Source organism: Microbacterium oxydans, assembly GCF_026559675.1.
GTDB lineage: Bacteria > Actinomycetota > Actinomycetes > Actinomycetales > Microbacteriaceae > Microbacterium > Microbacterium oxydans_D.
This window is the reverse complement of the sequence record NZ_CP092891.1, coordinates 1,926,951-1,946,842: the sequence shown is the minus strand read 5'-3', so window position 1 is coordinate 1,946,842 and position 19,892 is coordinate 1,926,951. Positions and strand designations below refer to the sequence as shown.

18 protein-coding genes are annotated in these 19,892 nt (G+C 70.0%); all 18 read left to right on the top strand.

Going from position 1 to position 19,892, the window contains the following annotated elements; all coding sequences use genetic code 11:
• The first annotated feature begins 28 nt into the window (after positions 1 to 28).
• The 18 genes from rpoZ to MME74_RS09210 all read left to right on the top strand — a co-directional run bounded on the left by rpoZ (position 29) and on the right by MME74_RS09210 (position 19,882).
• The gene (gene rpoZ, locus MME74_RS09295) at positions 29 to 283 is read left to right on the top strand and encodes a DNA-directed RNA polymerase subunit omega (protein ID WP_017204385.1); all 255 of its coding nucleotides are present in this window, start codon (positions 29 to 31) and stop codon (positions 281 to 283) included.
• Positions 284 to 371: 88 nt separating this feature from the next.
• Positions 372 to 1,565 carry a methionine adenosyltransferase gene (gene metK / locus MME74_RS09290; RefSeq protein WP_267414536.1) on the top strand — a complete coding sequence of 398 codons (1,194 nt, stop codon included), beginning with the start codon at positions 372 to 374 and terminating at the stop codon, positions 1,563 to 1,565.
• Positions 1,566 to 1,581: 16 nt separating this feature from the next.
• Positions 1,582 to 3,540: a primosomal protein N' gene (locus tag MME74_RS09285; protein WP_267414534.1), complete on the top strand. Its 1,959-nt coding sequence runs from the start codon at positions 1,582 to 1,584 to the stop codon at positions 3,538 to 3,540.
• A gap of 18 nt (positions 3,541 to 3,558) precedes the next feature.
• Entirely contained in the window at positions 3,559 to 4,479 is a 921-nt protein-coding gene (fmt, locus tag MME74_RS09280) for a methionyl-tRNA formyltransferase (RefSeq protein WP_267414532.1), read from the top strand.
• Entirely contained in the window at positions 4,476 to 5,972 is a 1,497-nt protein-coding gene (locus MME74_RS09275) for an RsmB/NOP family class I SAM-dependent RNA methyltransferase (protein ID WP_267414530.1), read from the top strand. Before fmt ends, MME74_RS09275 begins: the two co-directional genes overlap by 4 nt.
• Before the next feature lie 4 nt (positions 5,973 to 5,976).
• The gene (rpe, locus tag MME74_RS09270; RefSeq protein WP_267414528.1) at positions 5,977 to 6,657 is read left to right on the top strand and encodes a ribulose-phosphate 3-epimerase; all 681 of its coding nucleotides are present in this window, start codon (positions 5,977 to 5,979) and stop codon (positions 6,655 to 6,657) included.
• Positions 6,654 to 6,917 carry a phosphoribosyl-ATP diphosphatase gene (locus MME74_RS09265; protein ID WP_267414526.1) on the top strand — a complete coding sequence of 88 codons (264 nt, stop codon included), beginning with the start codon at positions 6,654 to 6,656 and terminating at the stop codon, positions 6,915 to 6,917. The genes rpe and MME74_RS09265 overlap by 4 nt, the downstream gene beginning before the upstream one ends.
• A gap of 38 nt (positions 6,918 to 6,955) precedes the next feature.
• Positions 6,956 to 7,798 (top strand): ATP phosphoribosyltransferase, encoded by an 843-nt coding sequence (gene hisG / locus MME74_RS09260; RefSeq protein ID WP_021200602.1) that lies wholly within the window; start codon positions 6,956 to 6,958, stop codon positions 7,796 to 7,798.
• Positions 7,798 to 8,559: an imidazole glycerol phosphate synthase subunit HisF gene (gene hisF, locus MME74_RS09255; protein ID WP_267414521.1), complete on the top strand. Its 762-nt coding sequence runs from the start codon at positions 7,798 to 7,800 to the stop codon at positions 8,557 to 8,559. Before hisG ends, hisF begins: the two co-directional genes overlap by 1 nt.
• A complete protein-coding gene (hisI, locus tag MME74_RS09250; RefSeq protein WP_267414518.1) occupies positions 8,556 to 8,963 on the top strand; it encodes a phosphoribosyl-AMP cyclohydrolase in 408 nt (135 codons plus the stop codon). The genes hisF and hisI overlap by 4 nt, the downstream gene beginning before the upstream one ends.
• Complete coding sequence (locus tag MME74_RS09245; RefSeq protein ID WP_267414516.1) at positions 8,960 to 9,547, top strand: Trp biosynthesis-associated membrane protein; 588 nt, start codon at positions 8,960 to 8,962, stop codon at positions 9,545 to 9,547. Before hisI ends, MME74_RS09245 begins: the two co-directional genes overlap by 4 nt.
• Before the next feature lie 47 nt (positions 9,548 to 9,594).
• Positions 9,595 to 9,825: an HGxxPAAW family protein gene (locus tag MME74_RS09240; RefSeq protein ID WP_267414514.1), complete on the top strand. Its 231-nt coding sequence runs from the start codon at positions 9,595 to 9,597 to the stop codon at positions 9,823 to 9,825.
• Positions 9,825 to 10,598 (top strand): indole-3-glycerol phosphate synthase TrpC, encoded by a 774-nt coding sequence (gene trpC / locus MME74_RS09235; protein ID WP_267414512.1) that lies wholly within the window; start codon positions 9,825 to 9,827, stop codon positions 10,596 to 10,598. Before MME74_RS09240 ends, trpC begins: the two co-directional genes overlap by 1 nt.
• Positions 10,598 to 11,899: a tryptophan synthase subunit beta gene (trpB, locus tag MME74_RS09230; RefSeq protein WP_267418549.1), complete on the top strand. Its 1,302-nt coding sequence runs from the start codon at positions 10,598 to 10,600 to the stop codon at positions 11,897 to 11,899. Before trpC ends, trpB begins: the two co-directional genes overlap by 1 nt.
• Positions 11,896 to 12,699, top strand: a complete 804-nt coding sequence (gene trpA, locus MME74_RS09225) for a tryptophan synthase subunit alpha (RefSeq protein ID WP_267414510.1) — start codon at positions 11,896 to 11,898, stop codon at positions 12,697 to 12,699. Before trpB ends, trpA begins: the two co-directional genes overlap by 4 nt.
• A 10-nt stretch (positions 12,700 to 12,709) precedes the next feature.
• Entirely contained in the window at positions 12,710 to 13,756 is a 1,047-nt protein-coding gene (gene lgt, locus MME74_RS09220) for a prolipoprotein diacylglyceryl transferase (RefSeq protein WP_267414508.1), read from the top strand.
• A 143-nt stretch (positions 13,757 to 13,899) separates the two neighbouring features.
• Entirely contained in the window at positions 13,900 to 18,423 is a 4,524-nt protein-coding gene (gene gltB, locus MME74_RS09215; RefSeq protein WP_267414507.1) for a glutamate synthase large subunit, read from the top strand.
• The gene (locus MME74_RS09210; protein ID WP_267414505.1) at positions 18,416 to 19,882 is read left to right on the top strand and encodes a glutamate synthase subunit beta; all 1,467 of its coding nucleotides are present in this window, start codon (positions 18,416 to 18,418) and stop codon (positions 19,880 to 19,882) included. The genes gltB and MME74_RS09210 overlap by 8 nt, the downstream gene beginning before the upstream one ends.
• The last annotated feature ends 10 nt before the right edge of the window (positions 19,883 to 19,892 follow it).

Sequence of the window (19,892 nt, the reverse complement as noted above, 5' to 3'; positions counted from 1 at the left end):
TCCCGTCGCCTGATCAGGAGGTCTCACCATGGCCGGACACAACAACGGAATCATCGATCCCCCCATCGACAACCTGCTCGACCGCGTCGACTCCAAGTACGAGCTCGTGATCTACGCCGCCAAGCGCGCGCGCCAGATCAACGACTACTACTCGGACCTGCACGAGGGAAACCTCTTCGACAACGTCGGCCCGCTCGTGGACTCCTCGGTCGAGGACAAGCCGCTCACCATCGCGCTGCACGAGATCAACGAGGACAAGCTCCGCCTGCGTCACGCAGAGTGATATTCGAGACCGCGCCTCCCTTCTGTCGGAGGCGCGGTCCAGAATGGGTGCAACACCCTCCCACCGTCCGTCCCGTTCTGGAGAATCGATGAGCGCGCTGCGTCTGTTCACGTCCGAGTCCGTCACCGAAGGGCACCCGGACAAGATCTGCGACCAGATCTCGGACAGCATCCTCGACGGCCTCATCGCCAAGGACCCGGGCTCCCGCGTCGCGGTCGAGACCCTCGTCACCACCGGACTGGTGCACGTCGCCGGCGAGATCCGGACCGACGCCTACGTCGACATCCCGACGATCGTCCGTCAGGTCGTCAACGGCATCGGCTACACGTCGAGCGACACCGGCTTCGACGGTGACTCCTGCGGCGTCAGCGTCTCGGTGGGCGAGCAGTCGACCGACATCGCCCACGGCGTCGACAGTGCACAGGAGCATCGCGACGGCTCGTCGATCGACCCGCTCGACGGTCTCGGCGCGGGCGATCAGGGCATCATGTTCGGTTTCGCGACGAACGAGACCCCGCAGCTCATGCCGATGGCCGCCTGGACCGCGCACCGCATCGCCGAGCAGCTGACGGCCGTGCGCCGCAGCGGCGTGCTGCCGTTCCTGCGCCCCGACGGCAAGACCCAGGTGACCCTCGGCTACGACGGCTTCACCCCGAAGACGGTCGATGCCGTCGTGCTGTCGACGCAGCACCACCCCGACATCTCGCAGGACGAGCTGAAGGCGCAGATCCGCGAGCACGTGATCGACCCGATCCTGGCCACGACCGGTCTCGACCTCGACGACGTCACCTACTACATCAACCCCGCCGGGCCGTTCGTCACCGGCGGCCCGAAGGGGGATGCCGGACTCACCGGCCGCAAGATCATCATCGACACCTACGGCGGAGCGGCGCGTCATGGCGGCGGCGCCTTCAGCGGCAAGGACCCGTCGAAGGTCGACCGCTCCGGCGCCTACGCGACGCGCTGGGTGGCGAAGAACGCGGTGGCCGCAGGCCTCGCCGACCGCCTCGAGGTTCAGGTCGCCTACGCGATCGGCGTCGCGCGCCCCGTCGGGCTGTACGTCGAGACGTTCGGCACCGGCAAGGTGTCCGACGAGGTCATCACGCGGGCGATCTCCGACGTGTTCGACCTGCGCCCGCAGGCCATCATCGAGCAGCTCGATCTGCTCCGCCCGATCTACGCCCAGACGGCGGCCTACGGTCACTTCGGCCGTGAGCTGCCCGACTTCACCTGGGAGCGCACGGACCGCGCCGAAGAGCTGCGCCGCGCTGCCGGGCTCTGATGGGACCGCGGTCCTGATGCCTCCGGAGAGCCGGCGCATCGCGCGCGTGCTCCTCGACTCACCCCTGCCGCAGCTCGATCGACTCTTCGACTACGCGCTGCCCGCCGAGCTCGGCGACGTCCCCCTGGGCGTCCGCGTCCGGGTGCCCCTCCGCACGGTCGGGCGCGTGATCGACGGCTATGTCGTCGAGATCGACACCGAGGACGACGCCGACCGCCCGCTCTCCGAGGTGGAGAGCGTGGTGTCGCCGGTCCCGGTGCTGCCGGAGCGCCTGCATACGCTCGCACGTCGCGTCGCCGATCGCGCCGCGGGATCGGCCTCGGACGTGCTGCGTCTCGTGATCCCGAAGCGACAGGTGCGCGTCGAGAAGGCGTGGACCGCCGATACGCCGACCGCGACGCCGACTCCCGAGGCGCAGTCCGTGGCGGACGAGGTCGTCGCGCTCTACGACGGTCTCGGTGCGGTCCTCGACGAGGGTGGCCGCGCGGCGGTGGAAGCCGTTCCTCAGCTCGTCGACGGCGTCCAGGGATGGGCGCGACTGCTGGCCGCGGCGGCCGCGCGGATGCTCACCGCCGGGAAGTCGTCGATCCTCATCGTGCCCGACCATCGCGATCTCGATCGACTGCTCGCGGCCCTCGACACGCTCGTGCCCGCCGATGCGGTCGTACGCCACGACTCGCGACAGACGAACCCGGACCGGTATCGCGCGTTCCTCCGCACACTCGAGGACGTCCCCTGCATCGTCGTGGGCAACCGCTCCGCCGTCTATGCGCCCGTCGTGGCCGGTCTCGTCGCGATCTGGGACGACGGCGATCCGCTGCTGGGCGAGCCGCTGGCCCCCTACGTCAACGCCCGCGACGCCGCGCTCGTGCGGCGGGAGCTCGAGGGGTCGGCGCTCGTGTTCGCCGGGCACACCCGCACCACCGATGTGGAGCGGCTCGTGGTCCTCGGCTGGCTGCAGGACATCACCGCCGTCCGTCGTGTGCTCCCTCGCGTCGTCCTCAGCACGCCGCAGGAGATGGAGCAGCCGACCGCGCAGCGGATGCCCTCTTCCGCGTTCCTCGCCGCACGCAACGCCGCGGCCGAGGGGCCCGTGCTGGTGCAGGTCTCGCGTCCCGGTTTCTCCCCGTCCCTCGTCTGTGCGGAGTGTCGCGCTCCGGCTCGCTGTCCGCACTGCGGCGGCCCCCTGGGCGCGCGGCATCGCGGTGCCGTTCCCGTCTGCGGATGGTGCGGTCGTGGGGCGAGCGCCTGGACGTGCCCCGCCTGCTCCTCCACGAAGCTGCGCCTCGCCTCGTCCGGGAGCGAACGCACCGCCGACGAGCTCGGACGCGCGTTCCCGGGCGTGCGGGTGATCGTCGCGGACAGCGCGCACCCGGTCGAGCGGGTCGACGCGAAACCCGCACTCGTCGTGGCGACACGCGGCGCCGAGCCGATCGCCGACGGCGGCTACCGCGCTGTCGTTCTGCTCGACGGCCCCCGCATGCTCCAGGCGCCCGACCTCCGCATCGCGGAGTCCTGCCTGCGCTGGTGGTCGAACGCCGCGGCTCTCGCGGCGCCCGGGGCGCCCATCCACCTCGTCGGGGTGAACGGTGCGGCGGCGAAAGCGCTGGCCACGTGGAACCAGGCCGGCCACGCGCGCTCCGAGCTCGAGAGCAGGGCGCCCCTGCACATGCCGCCGACGACCCGTGTGGCCCTGGTCCAGGGCTCGGTGCCCGCCGTCGGCCGGGCCCTCGCCGCGCTCACGGAACTCGCCCTGCCGGGCGATGCCGTGCTGGGTCCGGTCCCCGTGGAGTCCGACGACATTCCGCCCCGCGTGCGCGCCCTCGTCCGCTTCGACTACGGCGCCGGCACCCGGGTGGCGACCGCTCTGCGCGCCGCCGTGGTCGCCGAGGCCGTGAGCGGGCGCCGGGGGAAGGGCCGTGCCACCAAGAGCACGCTCTCCGTCCGCCTCGATATCCTCGAACCAGAGCTCTGACCCTTCCGGAGAACCTTCATGCGCCTCGTCTTCGCCGGCACACCCGCTGCTGCCGTGCCCACCCTCCGCCGTCTGGCGACCTCCCACGAGATCGCCGCGGTCGTCACGCGGCCCGATGCCCCGCTCGGACGGAAGCGTGTGCTCACGCCCTCTCCGGTCGCTCAGGCGGCGGTCGAGCTCGGTCTCCCGGTCATCAAGGCCGCGCGCCTCGACGACGCCGCGACCGCCGAGATCTCCGCCCTCCAGGTCGACCTCGGGGTCATCGTCGCCTACGGCGGACTGGTGCGCGAGCCGCTGCTCTCCGCGCCGAGGTCCGGATGGATCAACCTGCACTTCTCGCTGCTGCCGGCCTGGCGCGGCGCCGCCCCCGTGCAGCGCGCGCTGATCGCCGGCGACCGGGTGCTCGGGGCGAGCGTGTTCCAGCTCGTTCCGGAACTCGATGCCGGCGACGTCTTCGCGCTCCGGGAGATCGAGGTCCCCGCGACCGCGACGGCCGGCGAGGCGCTCGAGGTGCTCGCCCAGGATGGCGCCGAGCTCACCGCGGAGGTCGTCGCAGCGATCGCGGACGGCACGGCCACGGCACGTCCGCAGGAGGGCGAGCCGAGCTTCGCGGCCAAGCTCACGCTTCCTGACGGTCTGCTGGACTGGCACGAGCCCGTCGAGACCGTGTTCGCACGCTTCCGTGGTGTGACCCCGGAGCCGGGTGCGCACACCACCGTGGACGGACAGCCCTTCAAGGTGCTGGAGGCCGTCCCCGCTGCAGACGCGGAGCCGCTGGCACCCGGGCGATTCCGCGGTACCAAGTCGGCCTTGCACATCGGCACAGGCTCCACGCCGCTGGCGGTCACGCGGGTCCAGCCCGCCGGAAAGGGCGCGATGAACGCGGTCGACTGGTGGCGCGGACAGCGCGGCGGCGACGAGCTGCAGGCCGGCTCATGAGCGACGACGCACGCGGCCGCCGGTCGCCGCAGCCGCACGGTCGACGCTCATCCGGTCGGCCTTCGGGCGACGGGAGCCGCGCGGGACAGCGCGGGCCCACACGCACGGTGCAGCCCGCGAGGCGAGTCGCGTACGACGTGCTGCGCGCGGTGTCGGAGACCGATGCCTACGCCAACCTCGTGCTCCCGACGGCGATCGCCGAGGCCCGACTCGGTCCGCAGGACGCGGCTCTCGCGACCGAGCTCACGTACGGCACCCTGCGTCGGCTCGGCACCTACGACGCGATCATCGCCGCCGCAGCCGATCGCTCGGCCGACAGCATCGATCCCGCCGTGCTCGATGCCCTGCGACTCGCCGTCCATCAGCTCCTCGCGACGCGGGTGGCCTCCCACGCCGCGGTGAACGAGTCCGTGAACCTCGTGGCCACGGCGGCCGGTCGCGGCGCGTCGAGCTTCGCGAATGCGGTCCTCCGGCGCATCACCCGGGATTCGGGCGAGGCGTGGCAGGAGCGCATCGAAGAGGAGGCGCGGTCCGACGACGAGCGTCTGGCGCTGCGGTCGGCCCACCCGGTGTGGGTGATCCGAGCGCTCCGTCGGGCCCTGGCGGCGGAGGGGCGCGGTGAGGAGCTCGATGCCCTCCTCGAAGCCGACAACGCCTCGCCGGAGGTCACCCTCGTGGCGCTCCCGGGGCTCGCGGAGCCCGGCGAGCCGCACCTCCCGTACGCGCCGACGGCCTTCGCATCGCCCGGTGGCGATCCGCGTCGATCCGTCGAGGCGTCGGGCGGCACCGTCCGCGTGCAGGACGAGGGCTCGCAGCTCGTCGCTCTCGCCCTGGCCGGTGCGGCTCCGATCGCCGAGGGGGAGCGGTGGCTCGATCTGTGCGCCGGTCCCGGCGGGAAGACGGCGCTCCTGGCGGCGGTCGCCCGGGAGCACGGCGTCACCCTGGAGGCCAACGAGGTCGTGCCGGTGCGCGCGCGCCTGGTGCGCAAGGCTCTGCGGGCGGTGCCGGGCGAGGTCGTCGTGCACGAGGAGGACGGCCGTGAGCTCGCCGCCGCCCGCCCCGGCGAGTTCGATCGGATCCTGGTCGATGCGCCGTGCACCGGACTGGGGGCGCTCCGCCGCCGCCCCGAGGCGCGGTGGCGGAAGTCGCCGGCTGACGTCGCAGAGCTGGTGCCGCTGCAGGTCGAGCTGCTCTCGGCCGCGCTGGAGGCGCTGGCTCCGGGCGGCATCGTCGCCTACGTCACCTGCTCGCCCCATCTCGCCGAGACCACCGGCGTCGTGCAGGAGGTGCTGCGCGGGCGCTCCGACATCGTGGAGCTCGACGCACGTCAGGCCGTCGCCGACGTCGCGGTGTCTCCGATCGATCTCGCGGAAGAGGGCCGATCGAGCTCGGGCAGCGCGCAGCTCTGGCCGCACCGTCACGGCACCGACGCCATGTTCCTCGCACTCCTGCAGCGCACCGGAACGACGAACACCTCTGGGAAGGAAGACTAGGACCGTGGAACTGCCCCGCGCCCCGCGCATCAACCCGAGCATCCTCGCCGCCGACTTCGTGAACATGCAGGCGGATCTCGCCCGGATCGCGACGGCCGACTTCGCGCACGTCGACGTGATGGACAACCATTTCGTCCCGAACCTGACGTTCGGCCCGCAGATGGTCGAGCGGATCCAGGCGACGAGCCCGATCCCGCTCGACGTCCACCTGATGATCACGGACCCGGAGCGGTGGGCTCCCGGCTACGCCGAGCTCGGCGCGGCCAGCGTCACGTTCCACCTCGAGGCGGCCGCGGATCCGATCTCCCTCGCCCGGCGACTGCGCGACATCGGATCCCGTGCCGGGGTGGCGGTCAAGCCGGGGACCCCGGTGGAGGGCCTGTACGACGTGCTCGACGAGTTCGACCAGATCCTCGTGATGACGGTCGAGCCGGGCTTCGGCGGACAGAGCTTCATGCCCGAGATGATGCCGAAGCTCCGTGCGCTCGCGGACGAGGCGCGTCGACGCGGATCGCAGATCTGGCTCCAGGTGGACGGGGGGATCTCGGACTCCACGATCGAGCTCGCCGCCGCCGCCGGAGCCGACACGTTCGTGGCCGGGTCCGCCGTGTATGGCGCCGATGACGTCGAGGCGGCCGTCACCCGGCTCAGAGACCTCGCGCGAGCCGCTAGCCTGGAACCGTGAAGACTTTCGACGAGCTGTTCGCCGAGCTCAGCGTCAAGGCCGAGACCCGTCCTGAGGGATCGGGCACGGTCGCCGAGCTCGACGGCGGCGTGCACACGATCGGCAAGAAGATCGTCGAAGAGGCCGCCGAGGTGTGGATGGCGTCCGAGTACGAGTCCCAGGAGGCCGCTGCCGAGGAGATCTCGCAGCTGCTCTACCACCTCCAGGTCATGATGATCGCGAAGGGTCTCAGCCTGCAGGACGTCTACCGACATCTGTGATGCGCTCCGTTCCTCTCCTCTCGAACTGAAAGCCATCCATGCTGCGCATCGCTGTTCCCAATAAGGGCTCGCTCTCCGAGACCGCCGCCGACATGCTCGCCGAGGCGGGCTACGCCGGTCGACGCGATCCCAAGACCCTGCACGTCATCGACGCCGAGAACGACGTCGAGTTCTTCTTCCTCCGTCCCAAGGACATCGCCACCTACGTGGGCTCCGGCGCCATCGACGTGGGGATCACCGGACGGGACCTCCTGCTCGACGCCCGGATGCCCGGTGCGCGCGAGATCGAGGCCCTCGGCTTCGCCGGGTCGACGTTCCGGTTCGCCGCGCCGACCGGCCGCTACACCGATGTGAGCGAGCTCGACGGGCTGCGCATCGCCACCTCGTACCCGGGTCTGGTGGATGCATTCCTCGACGAGCGCGACATCGCGGTCGACCTGGTGCCTCTCGACGGTGCCGTGGAGTCCGCCGTCCGCCTGGGCGTCGCCGATGCGGTCGCCGACGTCGTCGAGACCGGCACCACGCTCCGTCAGGCGGGGCTCGAGGTGTTCGGCCCGGTCATCCTGGAGTCGGAGGCCGTGCTGATCGCCGGCCCGGTCGATGCCGAGGGTGCCGACACGCTCCTCCGTCGCCTGCGTGGCGTGATGGTCGCCCGTCGCTTCGTGATGATCGACTACGACCTCCCGGTCGCCCTCCTCGACGATGCCGTGAAGATCGCCGGCGGCGTCGAGTCGCCGACCGTCTCGCCGCTGCGCGATCCCGAATGGGTCGCGGTGCGGGTCATGGTGGCGCGTTCGCGCGTCAATCCCGTGATGGATGCGCTCTACGCCCTGGGCGCGCGGGCGATCCTGGTCACGGCCATCCACAACGCGAGGCTCTGATGGCCCTCGCCTGTCGGGTCATCCCGTGCCTCGACGTGGCCGACGGCCGCGTCGTCAAGGGCGTGAACTTCGAGAACCTCCGCGACATGGGCGATCCCGTCGAACTGGCACGGCACTACGCCGCCCAGGGCGCGGACGAGATCACGTTCCTCGACGTCACGGCCACCGTGGATGCGCGCGCCACGACCTATGACGTGGTGCAGCGCACCGCGGAGCAGGTCTTCGTGCCGCTGACGGTCGGCGGGGGAGTGCGCACGGTCGACGACGTCGCCCGGCTGCTTTCTGTCGGCGCGGACAAGGTGGGCGTCAACTCCGCCGCGATCGCGCGTCCGGAGCTGCTCGGAGAGATCGCGGACCGCTTCGGCGCGCAGGTGCTCGTCCTGTCGCTCGATGTGAAGCGCGCCCCGACGACGTCCTCCGGTTTCGTGGTCACCACGCACGGCGGCCGCACGCAGACGACCCTCGATGCCCTGGACTGGGCGCGCGAGGCGGTCGAGCGCGGTGCCGGCGAGCTGCTCGTGAACTCGATCGACGCCGACGGCACCAGGGACGGTTTCGATCTCGAACTCGTCGGTCTGATGCGAGAGGTGGCATCCGTCCCCGTCATCGCCTCCGGCGGCGCAGGACAGGCCTCCGACTTCGCTCCGGCCATCAAGGCGGGCGCGGATGCGGTCCTGGCCGCGAGCGTCTTCCACACCGGCGCGCTCACCGTCGGCGACGTCAAGGACGCGCTGCGCGCGGAGGGAGTGCTCGTACGATGAACGCCGCAGATGGTGCAGACGGCCTCGACCGGACGGTGGCGCACGGCTCCTCCGTGGAGGAGCGCATCGCGCAGGTCGCCTTCAACGCGGACGGCCTCGCGCCCGTGATCGTGCAGCAGTGGGACACCCGCGAAGTGCTCATGCTCGCCTGGGTGGATGCGGAGGCGCTGCGCCGCACGCTGACCTCGGGACGTGCGACCTATTGGTCGAGGTCACGCCGCGAGTACTGGCGCAAGGGCGACACCTCCGGGCACATCCAGGTCGTGCACGAGGCGCGACTCGACTGCGACGGCGACGCTATCCTGCTGCTCGTGGCGCAGACCGGTCCCGCATGCCACACCGGCACCCGCACCTGTTTCGACACCAACGATCTCGAGGCCATCGCCGGGACGGATCAGCCATGACCTTCGCACAGCGCGGCCGTTCGCTGTCCGTCTCCGGATTCCTCCTCGCCGGTGCGATCGGCATCATCTCGTCCACCCAGACCTGGTTGACGGTCGAGCGCGCCGATGCCGGTGAGGCGATCCTGGTGCCCGGCGCCTCCGCACTCGTGCTGCTCGCCCCGCTCAGCCTCGCGGTCCTGGCGCTGGGCGCCGCGCTCGCGATCGCGGGCAAGGCCGTGCGCGTCGTGTTCGGCGTGCTCGCCGGGGCGACCGCCCTGTTCCTCGGCTGGTCGACGCTTCAGCTGCTGCTGTCCGAGCCCTTCGGTGCCGTCGCGGCGACCGTGACCGAGGTGACGGGTCTCGCCGGCGGCGATGCGGTGCACGAGGTCGTGACACGCATCGTGCCGTCCGCCTGGCCGTACATCGCACTGGTCGGCTGGGTGATCCTGCTCGCCGCATCGATCGTGGTGCTGGTGACCTGGCGTGGATGGAAGGCCGGCGGACGGCGGTATCGCACCGACCAGGCCGCCGTGGTCCACGACGGACCCGTCGACGCCGTCGATTCCTGGGACGAGCTGTCCCGGGGAACCGATCCGACGCGCTGACCCCGATAGACTGATTCCGAACTGCACGTCGTCCCCCGGAGGAGAACATGACCAACCCGATCGCCGACCCCGGCCACGGACACTCGCCTGCAGCCTGGACCGCCGTCGTGATCATGCTGGTCGGCGTGACCGCCGGCACCGTCGCATTCTGCTTCGAGCAGCCCATCCTCGTGGTGATCTCGGTCGCGCTCATCCCGATCGGCGCGATCGTCGGCTGGGCGCTCTCCAAGGCCGGCTACGGCGTGAAGGGTCCGAAGTACGCTCCGAAGGCGCACTAATGGTCCTCGCCGACCTGACGGCCGGCGCTGTCGCAGACGCTGAGCGTCGCGCTCTGTCGCGCCCCCTGGCCGTCGTCGAGCGGGAGGCGCTCGCGCGTCCCGCTGCCAAGGACGCGCTGTCGTTCCTGGCACCCGCCGACCGGGTGAAGATCATCGCCGAGGTCAAGCGGGCGAGCCCGTCCCGCGGCGCTCTCGCGGACATCCCCGATCCTGCGCACCAGGCGTCTCTCTACGAGACGGGTGGGGCCTCCGCGATCAGCGTCCTCACCGAGGAACGCCGCTTCGGCGGCAGCCTCGCCGACCTCGAGGCCGTCACGGCCCGGGTCTCGCTGCCGGTGCTGCGCAAGGACTTCATCGCGACCCGGTACCAGGTGCTCGAAGCACGGGCGGCCGGTGCCGACCTGGTGCTGCTGATCGTCGCCGGTCTCGAGCCCGATGTGCTTCGCGACCTCTTCGGCTTCATCGGCGAACTGGGCATGACGCCCCTCGTCGAGACGCATTCCGCCGAGGAGCTCGAGGCGGCCATCGACCTCGGTGCACCGCTGATCGGCGTGAACGCCCGCGACCTCAAGACCCTCGAACTCGACCGCGACCTCTTCGGGCGCCTGGTGGAGCGGATCCCCGACACAGCGGTGAAGATCGCGGAGTCCGCGGTGCTGACGCCCGCTGACGTCGTGCACTACCGCTCTGCGGGTGCCGACGTCGTCCTGATCGGCGAGGCACTCGTGACCGGCGACCCCGTCGCCACCCTCAAGAGCTTCCTGGAGGCATGATGCGTCGTACTGAGCGAGCCGAGCGAGTCGAAGGGAGCCTGCGCGATCAGCACGGCCCCTTCTTCGGCGATTTCGGCGGCCGTTTCATGCCCGAGTCGCTGATCGCCGCGATCGACGAGTTGACCGTCGCGTACGAGGAGGCGATCGTCGATCCGGAGTTCCGGGCCGAGCTCGCGCACCTGCTCAGCTCTTACGCCGGGCGACCGTCCGCGATCACCGAGGTTCCGCGCTTCGCGGAGCATGCGGGGGGCGCGCGCATCTTCCTCAAGCGGGAAGACCTGAACCACACGGGATCGCACAAGATCAACAACGTGCTCGGACAGGCACTGCTCACCAAGCGTCTCGGCAAGACCAGGGTCATCGCCGAGACCGGTGCAGGACAGCACGGTGTCGCGACCGCCACAGCCGCTGCGCTGTTCGGGCTGGAGTGCACCATCTACATGGGCGAGGTCGACACCGAGCGTCAGGCGCTCAACGTCGCACGCATGCGCCTTCTCGGCGCCGAGGTGATCCCGGTCACCTCGGGCTCGCGCACGCTCAAGGACGCGATCAACGACGCGTACCGCGACTGGGTGGCGTCTGTCGAGACGACGAACTACATCTTCGGCACCGCAGCGGGACCGCACCCGTTCCCCGCGATGGTCCGCGACTTCCAGAAGATCATCGGCGAAGAGGCTCGCGCACAGCTGCTCGACGAGGTCGGACGACTCCCCGACGCCGTGGTCGCCTGCGTGGGCGGCGGCTCCAACGCCATCGGCATGTTCGATGCGTTCCTCGACGACGAGGGCGTCAAGCTCTACGGCGTGGAGGCGGCGGGAGACGGCGTCGACACGGAGAAGCACGCGGCATCGATCGAACGCGGGCGCCCCGGCGTCCTGCACGGCGCGAAGACCTATGTGCTCCAGGACGAAGACGGGCAGACGGTCGAATCGCACTCGATCTCCGCCGGCCTCGACTACCCGGGCGTCGGACCCGAGCACTCCTGGCTCGCCGACATCGGTCGGGCCGAGTACATCCCGGCGACCGACGACGAGGCCATGCAAGCACTGCGTCTGCTCAGCCGCACCGAGGGGATCATCCCCGCGATCGAATCGGCGCACGCCCTCGCCGGCGCGCTGCGCATCGGCCGTGAGCTGGGTCCGGACGGCCTGATCGCCATCTGCCTCTCCGGCCGCGGCGACAAGGACATGGACACCGCGGCACGCTACTTCGAGCTCTACGACGAGGCCGCTGTGGCGCACGACGTGACCGAGGAGAGCGACGAGGAAGACCAGGCGTCGAAGGGGGAGCCTCAGCTATGAGCCGCGTCGAAGAGGCGATCCAGCGTGCGCAGGACGCCGGCCGCAGCGCATTCGTCGGTTACCTCCCGGTCGGATTCCCGGATCTGGAGACGAGCATCCAGGCCGCCATCGCGCTGGCCGAGAACGGCGTCGACATCATCGAGCTGGGCCCGCCCTACAGCGACCCGGTCATGGACGGCGCGATCATCCAGGAGGCGACGACCAAGGCTCTGGCCGCGGGCTTCCGGATGGCCGACCTGTTCACCGCGATCCGCGAGATCACGGCCGCGACCGACGTGCCGGTGCTCGTGATGACCTACTGGAACCCGGTCATGCAGTACGGCATCGACCGGTACGCGGACGACCTGCTCGCCGCGGGTGGCGCGGGCCTCATCACCCCGGACATCACGCCGGATGCGGCAGGGGAGTGGATCGCCGCCAGCGAGCGGACCGGCCTCGACCGTGTCTTCCTCGCAGCCCCGACCTCGTCGGACGAGCGTCTCGACCTGGTCGTGAAGTCGTCGACCGGATTCGTGTACACCGTCTCCACGATGGGTATCACGGGCGAGCGCACCGAGCTCGACCGCGCCGCCCGCACCCTGGTCGGCCGCCTGCGCGAGCACGGCGCCCACCGCGCGTGCGTGGGCATCGGCATCTCGACCGCCGAGCAGATCGCGGGGGTGTCGGAGTACGCCGACGGCGCGATCGTCGGCACGGCACTCGTCCGCGCCCTCCGTGACGGCGGTGTCCCCGCCCTCGCCGAGGTCACCCGAAACCTGGCAGCCGGCACCTCGTCGGCCCGCCCCGATCCCGAGAACTAGAATCGCACTCATGTCACTCGCGTTCCCCAGCACCGTCACCAACGTGCTCGCCAGCATCCCGAGCCCCCCGAGCTCTTACTGGGACTTCGGGCCCGTACGGATCCACTTCTACGCGCTGTGCATCATCGCCGGCATCATCGCCGCGACGCTCCTCACGAACCGCCGCCTGACGAAGCGGGGTGCGGAGCCGTGGGTCGTCATCGACATCTCGATCCTGGCCGTGCCGCTGGCGATCATCGGCGCGCGCATCTTCCACGTGCTCACCCACCCGAACTTCTACTTCGGCGAGGGCAGGAACACCTGGAACCCGTTCGAACCCGGCTCCGTCTGGGCGATCTGGGAGGGCGGGATCGCGATCTTCGGAGCTCTCATCGGCGGCGCGATCGGCGCCTACCTGGGCTGCCGCTGGACGGGCATCCGCTTCTGGACCTTCGCCGATGCGCTGGCGCCGGGCCTGCTGCTGGCCCAGGCCATGGGCCGCTTCGGCAACTGGTTCAACCACGAGCTCTTCGGACTCCCCACCGACCTCCCTTGGGGTCTCGAGATCCCCACGACCTACCCGTGGAACGGTCAGCCCAACACTGCGTTCCCCCCGGGTCTCCCCGAGGGCACACTGTTCCACCCGACCTTCCTCTACGAGGTGCTCTGGAACGGTCTCGGCGTCATCGTCCTGCTCTGGCTCGGACGCAAGCTCTTCTTCCAGTGGGGGCGCCTGTTCGCGATCTACCTCATCTGGTACAGCGCCGGCCGCGTCGTCTGGGAGTCCATCCGCATCGATCCGAGCGAGATCATCCTCGGTCTGCGCAGCAACGTCTGGGCGGCGATCATCGGCATTCTCGTCGGCCTCGCCATCCTGATCGTGCAGACGCGTCGCCACCCCGGACTGGAGCCCTCGCCGTACCAGCCGGGCCGCGAGAAGACCGACCCCGACGCTGATGTACAATCGCAGAACAATCCCTCTGACTTCGTGGACGTGAGCGAGCCTCCGACCGAAGAAGTCACCGCAGGAGCCACCGCCACAAGCACTGCTCCCACGAGCGAGGACGGCTCCCGATAACGCCGCCTCGTGGCGGGAGAACCATTGCACTGAACGAGCGGGCCGACGTCGTCCCCGGGTTTCACTCGAAGATCTGAGGACGGTAACTGGTGTACTTCCAGCCCCCTTACGGCGCCTCTGGCGCATACCCCCCGAAGCAGGGCATGTACAACCCGGCGTTCGAGAAGGACGCCTGCGGCCTCGCCATGGTCGCGACCCTGCGCGGCGAAGCCGGGCACGACATCATCGCGTTGGCCCTCGAGGCCCTGCGCAACCTGGAGCACCGCGGAGCCATCGGCTCGGATGCGGGCACCGGGGACGGCGCCGGCATCCTGACGCAGATGCCCGATGAATTCCTCCGCGCAGTCGCCGGCTTCGAACTGCCGCCCGTGGGGGAGTACGCCGCTGGACTGGCCTTCCTGCCTCGCGATTCGAGCGAACGCCGCCAGCAAAAGGCAGGGATCGAGAAGATCGCCCGTTCCGAGGGGCTTCGCGTCCTCGGCTGGCGTGAGGTCCCCACCGCCAACGAGAACCTCGGCAAGCTCGCCGATGAGGCGCGTCCCGCCTTCGAGCAGCTGTTCGTCAGCGCCGGCGGAGCGACCCACACCGATGCGCCTCTCACCGGCATCGCCCTCGACCGCGTCGCCTACCGTCTGCGCAAGCGTGCGGGCCACGAGCTCGGCGCCTACTTCGTCTCGCTCTCGGCGCGCACCCTCGGCTACAAGGGCATGGTCACCACGCTGCAGCTCGAGCCGTTCTACCCCGACCTGCAGGATGAGCGCTTCGCCTCGGAGCTGGCCGTCGTGCACTCCCGATACTCCACGAACACGTTCCCGTCCTGGCCGCTCGCCCAGCCGCTGCGGATGCTCGCGCACAACGGCGAGATCAACACGGTCGGCGGCAACCGCAACTGGATGCGCGCCCGCCAGTCGCAGCTCGAATCCGAGCTCCTCGGGGACGTCGCTCCGCTGCTCCCGATCTGCACCGACGGCGCCAGCGACTCCGCTTCGTTCGACGAGGTCCTGGAACTGCTGACCCTCACGGGCCGGAGCCTGCCGCACGCGATCATGATGATGGTCCCGGAGGCGTACGAGAAGCAGGCCGACATCACGCCGGAGCTGCGATCGTTCTACGAGTACCACTCGAACCAGATGGAGCCGTGGGACGGTCCCGCCGCGCTCATCTTCACCGACGGCACGCTCGTCGGCGCCACCCTCGACCGCAACGGCCTCCGCCCGGGACGCTGGACCGAGACCACCGACGGCCTCGTCGTGATCGGATCCGAGACCGGTGTGCTGCAGTTCGAGCCGGAGCGCATCAAGCGTCGCGGTCGCCTGCAGCCGGGCAAGATGTTCCTGGTCGACACCTCCCAGCGCCGCATCGTCGAGGACAGCGAGATCAAGCACGACCTCGCCACCATGCACCCGTGGCAGGAGTGGCTCGACGCCGGTGCCGTCCGGCTCGCCGAGCTGCCCGAGCGCGAGCACATCGTGCACCCGCCGGCCTCGATCACTCGTCGCCAGCGCACGTTCGGCTACACCGAGGAAGAGGTCCGCATCCTCCTCACGCCGATGGGCCAGACCGGTGTCGAGCCGCTCGGCGCCATGGGATCGGATACGCCGATCGCCGTGCTCAGCAAGCGTCCGCGCCTGCTGTTCGACTACTTCACGCAGCAGTTCGCGCAGGTCACCAACCCGCCGCTGGACTCGATCCGCGAAGAGGTCGTCACGAGCCTCAAGCTCGGCCTCGGCCCGGAGAGCAACCTCCTCTCGTGGGGACCGGAGCACACGCGCACGGTGTCGCTCGACTTCCCGGTGATCGACAACGACGAGCTCGCGAAGATCCGCCACATCGACAAGGCGATGCCGGGTCGGTCGAGTGCGACCATCCGCGGTCTCTACCACTTCGATGCCGGCCCCCAGACGCTCCAGGAGCGCCTCACCGAGATGTGCGCGGAGGTGGACGCGGCGATCGAGGACGGCGCGGAGTTCATCATCCTGTCCGACCGCGACTCGAACAAGGACCTCACGCCGATCCCGTCGCTGCTCATGGTGTCGGCGATCCACCACCACCTGATCCGGCGCGAGAACCGCATGAAGGTCGGGCTCATCGTCGAAGCCGGAGACGTCCGCGAGGTCCACCACGTCGCGACGCTGATCGGCTACGGCGCCTCCGCCGTCAACCCGTACCTGGCGATGGAGACGGTCGAGCACCTCGTGCGCACCGGATACATCACGGGCATCACACCCGAGAAGGCCGTCAAGAACCTGATCTACGCGCTCGGCAAGGGCGTGCTGAAGATCATGTCGAAGATGGGCATCTCCACGGTCTCGTCGTACGCGGGCGCTCAGGTGTTCGAGGCGATCGGCCTCAGCCAGGAGTTCATCGACGCGTACTTCACACGGACCGAGTCCAAGCTCGGCGGCATCGGCATCGAGGAGATCTTCGCCGAGAACCAGGCGCGGCACGACTACGCCTACCCGGAAGACGCGGCGGCACGCGCGCATGAGCGTCTGTGGACCGGCGGCGAGTACCAGTGGCGCCGGGACGGCTCTCCGCACCTGTTCAACCCGGAGACGGTGTTCAAGCTGCAGCACTCCACCCGGACGCGCCGCTACGACATCTTCCGCGAGTACACGAAGCTCGTCGACGATCAGGCGGCGGAGCTGAAGACCCTGCGCGGTCTGTTCACGCTGCGCACCGGCACCCGCAAGCCCGTCCCGCTGGACGAGGTCGAGCCGGTCTCCTCGATCGTCAAGCGCTTCTCCACCGGGGCGATGAGCTACGGCTCCATCTCCCGCGAGGCGCACGAGACGCTGGCGATCGCGATGAACAGCATCGGCGCCAAGTCGAACACGGGCGAGGGCGGCGAGGATCAGGACCGTCTGGTCGACCCGGAGCGTCGCAGCGCGATCAAGCAGGTCGCCTCCGGGCGCTTCGGAGTGACCAGCCTGTACCTCACCGAGGCCGACGACATCCAGATCAAGCTCGCCCAGGGCGCGAAGCCGGGCGAGGGCGGTCAGCTGCCCCCGACCAAGGTGTACCCGTGGGTGGCGCGCACGCGTCATGCGACGGCCGGTGTGGGACTCATCTCCCCGCCGCCGCACCACGACATCTACTCGATCGAAGACCTCAAGCAGCTCATCTTCGACCTGAAGCGGGCGAACCCCGAGGCGCGCATCCACACCAAGCTCGTGAGCCAGTCCGGCATCGGCGCGGTGTCGGCCGGTGTCGCCAAGGCGCTCAGCGACGTCATCCTGGTCTCCGGCCATGACGGGGGCACGGGCGCGAGCCCGCTGAACTCGCTCAAGCACGCCGGCACCCCGTGGGAGCTCGGCCTCGCCGAGACGCAGCAGACGCTCATGCTCAACGGCATGCGCGACCGCGTGGTCGTGCAGGTCGACGGCCAGCTCAAGACGGGTCGCGACGTGATCATCGGCGCGCTGCTCGGTGCGGAGGAATTCGGTTTCGCGACCGCTCCGCTCGTGGTCAGCGGCTGCATCATGATGCGCGTCTGCCACCTCGACACGTGCCCGGTCGGTGTCGCGACCCAGAACCCGGTTCTGCGCGAGCGCTTCACGGGCAAGCCGGAGTTCGTCGTGAACTTCATGGAGTTCATCGCCGAGGAGGTGCGCGAGCTCCTCGCCGAGCTCGGCTACCGGTCGCTCGACGAGATCGTCGGCCGTGCCGACCTCATCGAGGTGAACGCGGCCGTCGAGCACTGGAAGGCCGAGGGACTCGACCTGACGCCGGTGCTCGAGGGGCCGGTCTTCCCGGCCGGGGAGCCGCGCCGCAGTGCGCGGACCCAGGACCACGAGCTCGACAAGCACTTCGACGTGCAGCTCATCGACATCGCGAAGGGGGCGCTGCTCAACGGCGAACCCGTCGTGGTGGAGCTGCCCATCGCCAACACCGAGCGTGCCGTCGGAACGATGCTGGGCCACCAGGTGACCTCGCGCCACGGTGCGGCCGGTCTGCCGCAGGGCACCATCGACGTCACGCTGCACGGAACGGCGGGGCAGTCGCTCGGCGCGTTCCTGCCGCCGGGCATCGTGCTGCGCCTGGAGGGCGACGCGAACGACTACGTCGGCAAGGGCCTCTCGGGCGGTGACATCACGATCCGTCCGCCGCGCGGCTCCGCGATCGCTCCGCACGAGAACGTGATCGCCGGCAACGTGATCGGATACGGCGCCACCTCGGGGACGATGTTCCTCTCCGGTGTGGTCGGCGAGCGCTTCCTCGTCCGCAACTCCGGGGCGACCGCGGTCGTCGAGGGCGTGGGAGACCACGCACTCGAGTACATGACGGGCGGATTGGCCGTGATCCTCGGATCGACGGGACGCAACTTCGGCGCCGGCATGTCCGGGGGAGTGGCGTACGTGCACGCGCTGGACACCAGCAAGGTGAACGCGCAGTCGCTCGGCAGCGGCGAGCTGCTGCTCGAGCCGCTCGATCGTGCGGATCTGGAGGTGCTGCGCAGCCTGCTGGTCGCGCATGTGGAGCGTACGGCCTCGCCGCGCGCCGCTGCTCTTCTCGAGACCTTCGAGGAGAGCGCTGCAGAGTTCGTGAAGGTGCTGCCTCGTGACTTCGCCGCCGTGCGGAGCATGCGCGAGGAGGCGCTGGCCGAGGGGATCGACCCCGACGGCGACATCGTGTGGAACCGCATCCTGGAGGTGACCGGTGGCTGACCCCAAAGGCTTTCTGAAGGTGACCGAGCGGGAACTCCCCGCACGACGTCCGGTGCCGGTGCGCATCATGGACTGGAAAGAGGTCTACGAACCGGGCGACAAGCAGGTCCTGCGTCGTCAGGCCGGCCGCTGCATGGACTGCGGTGTGCCGTTCTGCCATCAGGGCTGCCCGCTCGGCAACCTGATCCCGGAGTGGAACGACCTCACGTGGCGCGGCGAGGGCCGCGAGGCGATCGAGCGTCTGCACGCGACGAACAACTTCCCGGAGTTCACGGGCCGGCTCTGCCCCGCGCCGTGCGAGAGCTCGTGCGTCCTCGGCATCAACCAGCCGGCGGTCACGATCAAGCAGATCGAGGTCTCGATCATCGACGAGGCCTTCGCCAAGGGCTGGGTCGAGCCCGAGCCGCCGGAGCGTCTGACCGGCAAGACGGTCGCCGTCGTCGGATCGGGCCCCGCGGGTCTCGCTGCCGCCCAGCAGCTCACGCGCGCCGGGCACACCGTCGCCGTGTTCGAGCGCGATGACCGCATCGGCGGCCTCCTGCGCTACGGCATCCCGGACTTCAAGATGGAGAAGACGCAGCTCGAGTCTCGTCTGCGCCAGATGCAGGAGGAGGGCACCCGCTTCCGTGCGGGCGTCGAGATCGGCAAGGACATCTCCTGGGCCGACCTGCGCGCCCGGTACGACGCGGTCGTCATCGCGACCGGCTCCACCGTGCCGCGCGACCTGGCCATCCCCGGCCGCGACCTCGACGGCGTGCACTTCGCCATGGAGTACCTGGTGGAGTCGAACCACGCCGTGGCGGGGGACAAGGTTCCCGACCAGATCAGCGCGGAGGGCAAGCACGTCATCGTGATCGGCGGCGGCGACACCGGTGCGGACTGCATCGGCACCGCACACCGTCAGGGGGCGCTCAGCGTCACCAACCTCGCGATCGGCAAGCAGCCGGGCGACGCCCGTCCCGACCACCAGCCGTGGCCCATGATGCCGACCCTGTTCGAGGTGTCCTCTGCGCATGAGGAAGGTGGCGAGCGGGTCTTCCTCGCGTCGACCGTCGAGTTCCTCGCCAACGAGGTCGGCGAGGTCCGCGCACTGCGTGTCGCCGAGACCGAGTACATCGACGGACGACGCGTTCCCAAGAGCGGCACCGAGCGGGAGATCCCGGCCGACCTCATCCTGATCGCCATGGGCTTCACCGGTCCGGAGCAGGACGGCTACACCGAGGAGACGCTTCCGCAGGTCACCGACCGTGGCTCCTTCCGCCGCGATGCCACGTACGAGTCGACGGTTCCGGGCGTGTTCGTCGCCGGCGACGCGGGTCGTGGACAGTCGCTCATCGTGTGGGCCATCGCGGAAGGACGTGCGGCGGCGGCGAATGTCGACCGGTTCCTGATGGGAACCACCGTGCTCCCCGAGCCGGTTCGCCCGAGCGATGTCGCGATCGGCCTCCAGCCCGCGTAGGCTGAGGCCG

Coding starts and splice junctions, on each gene's coding strand:
- rpoZ (WP_017204385.1), top strand. CDS start 29: ATGGCCGGACACAACAACGGAATCATCGATCCCCCCATCGACAACCTG.
- metK (WP_267414536.1), top strand. CDS start 372: ATGAGCGCGCTGCGTCTGTTCACGTCCGAGTCCGTCACCGAAGGGCAC.
- MME74_RS09285 (WP_267414534.1), top strand. CDS start 1,582: ATGCCTCCGGAGAGCCGGCGCATCGCGCGCGTGCTCCTCGACTCACCC.
- fmt (WP_267414532.1), top strand. CDS start 3,559: ATGCGCCTCGTCTTCGCCGGCACACCCGCTGCTGCCGTGCCCACCCTC.
- MME74_RS09275 (WP_267414530.1), top strand. CDS start 4,476: ATGAGCGACGACGCACGCGGCCGCCGGTCGCCGCAGCCGCACGGTCGA.
- hisG (WP_021200602.1), top strand. CDS start 6,956: ATGCTGCGCATCGCTGTTCCCAATAAGGGCTCGCTCTCCGAGACCGCC.
- hisF (WP_267414521.1), top strand. CDS start 7,798: ATGGCCCTCGCCTGTCGGGTCATCCCGTGCCTCGACGTGGCCGACGGC.
- hisI (WP_267414518.1), top strand. CDS start 8,556: ATGAACGCCGCAGATGGTGCAGACGGCCTCGACCGGACGGTGGCGCAC.
- MME74_RS09245 (WP_267414516.1), top strand. CDS start 8,960: ATGACCTTCGCACAGCGCGGCCGTTCGCTGTCCGTCTCCGGATTCCTC.
- MME74_RS09240 (WP_267414514.1), top strand. CDS start 9,595: ATGACCAACCCGATCGCCGACCCCGGCCACGGACACTCGCCTGCAGCC.
- trpC (WP_267414512.1), top strand. CDS start 9,825: ATGGTCCTCGCCGACCTGACGGCCGGCGCTGTCGCAGACGCTGAGCGT.
- trpB (WP_267418549.1), top strand. CDS start 10,598: ATGCGTCGTACTGAGCGAGCCGAGCGAGTCGAAGGGAGCCTGCGCGAT.
- trpA (WP_267414510.1), top strand. CDS start 11,896: ATGAGCCGCGTCGAAGAGGCGATCCAGCGTGCGCAGGACGCCGGCCGC.
- lgt (WP_267414508.1), top strand. CDS start 12,710: ATGTCACTCGCGTTCCCCAGCACCGTCACCAACGTGCTCGCCAGCATC.
- gltB (WP_267414507.1), top strand. CDS start 13,900: ATGTACAACCCGGCGTTCGAGAAGGACGCCTGCGGCCTCGCCATGGTC.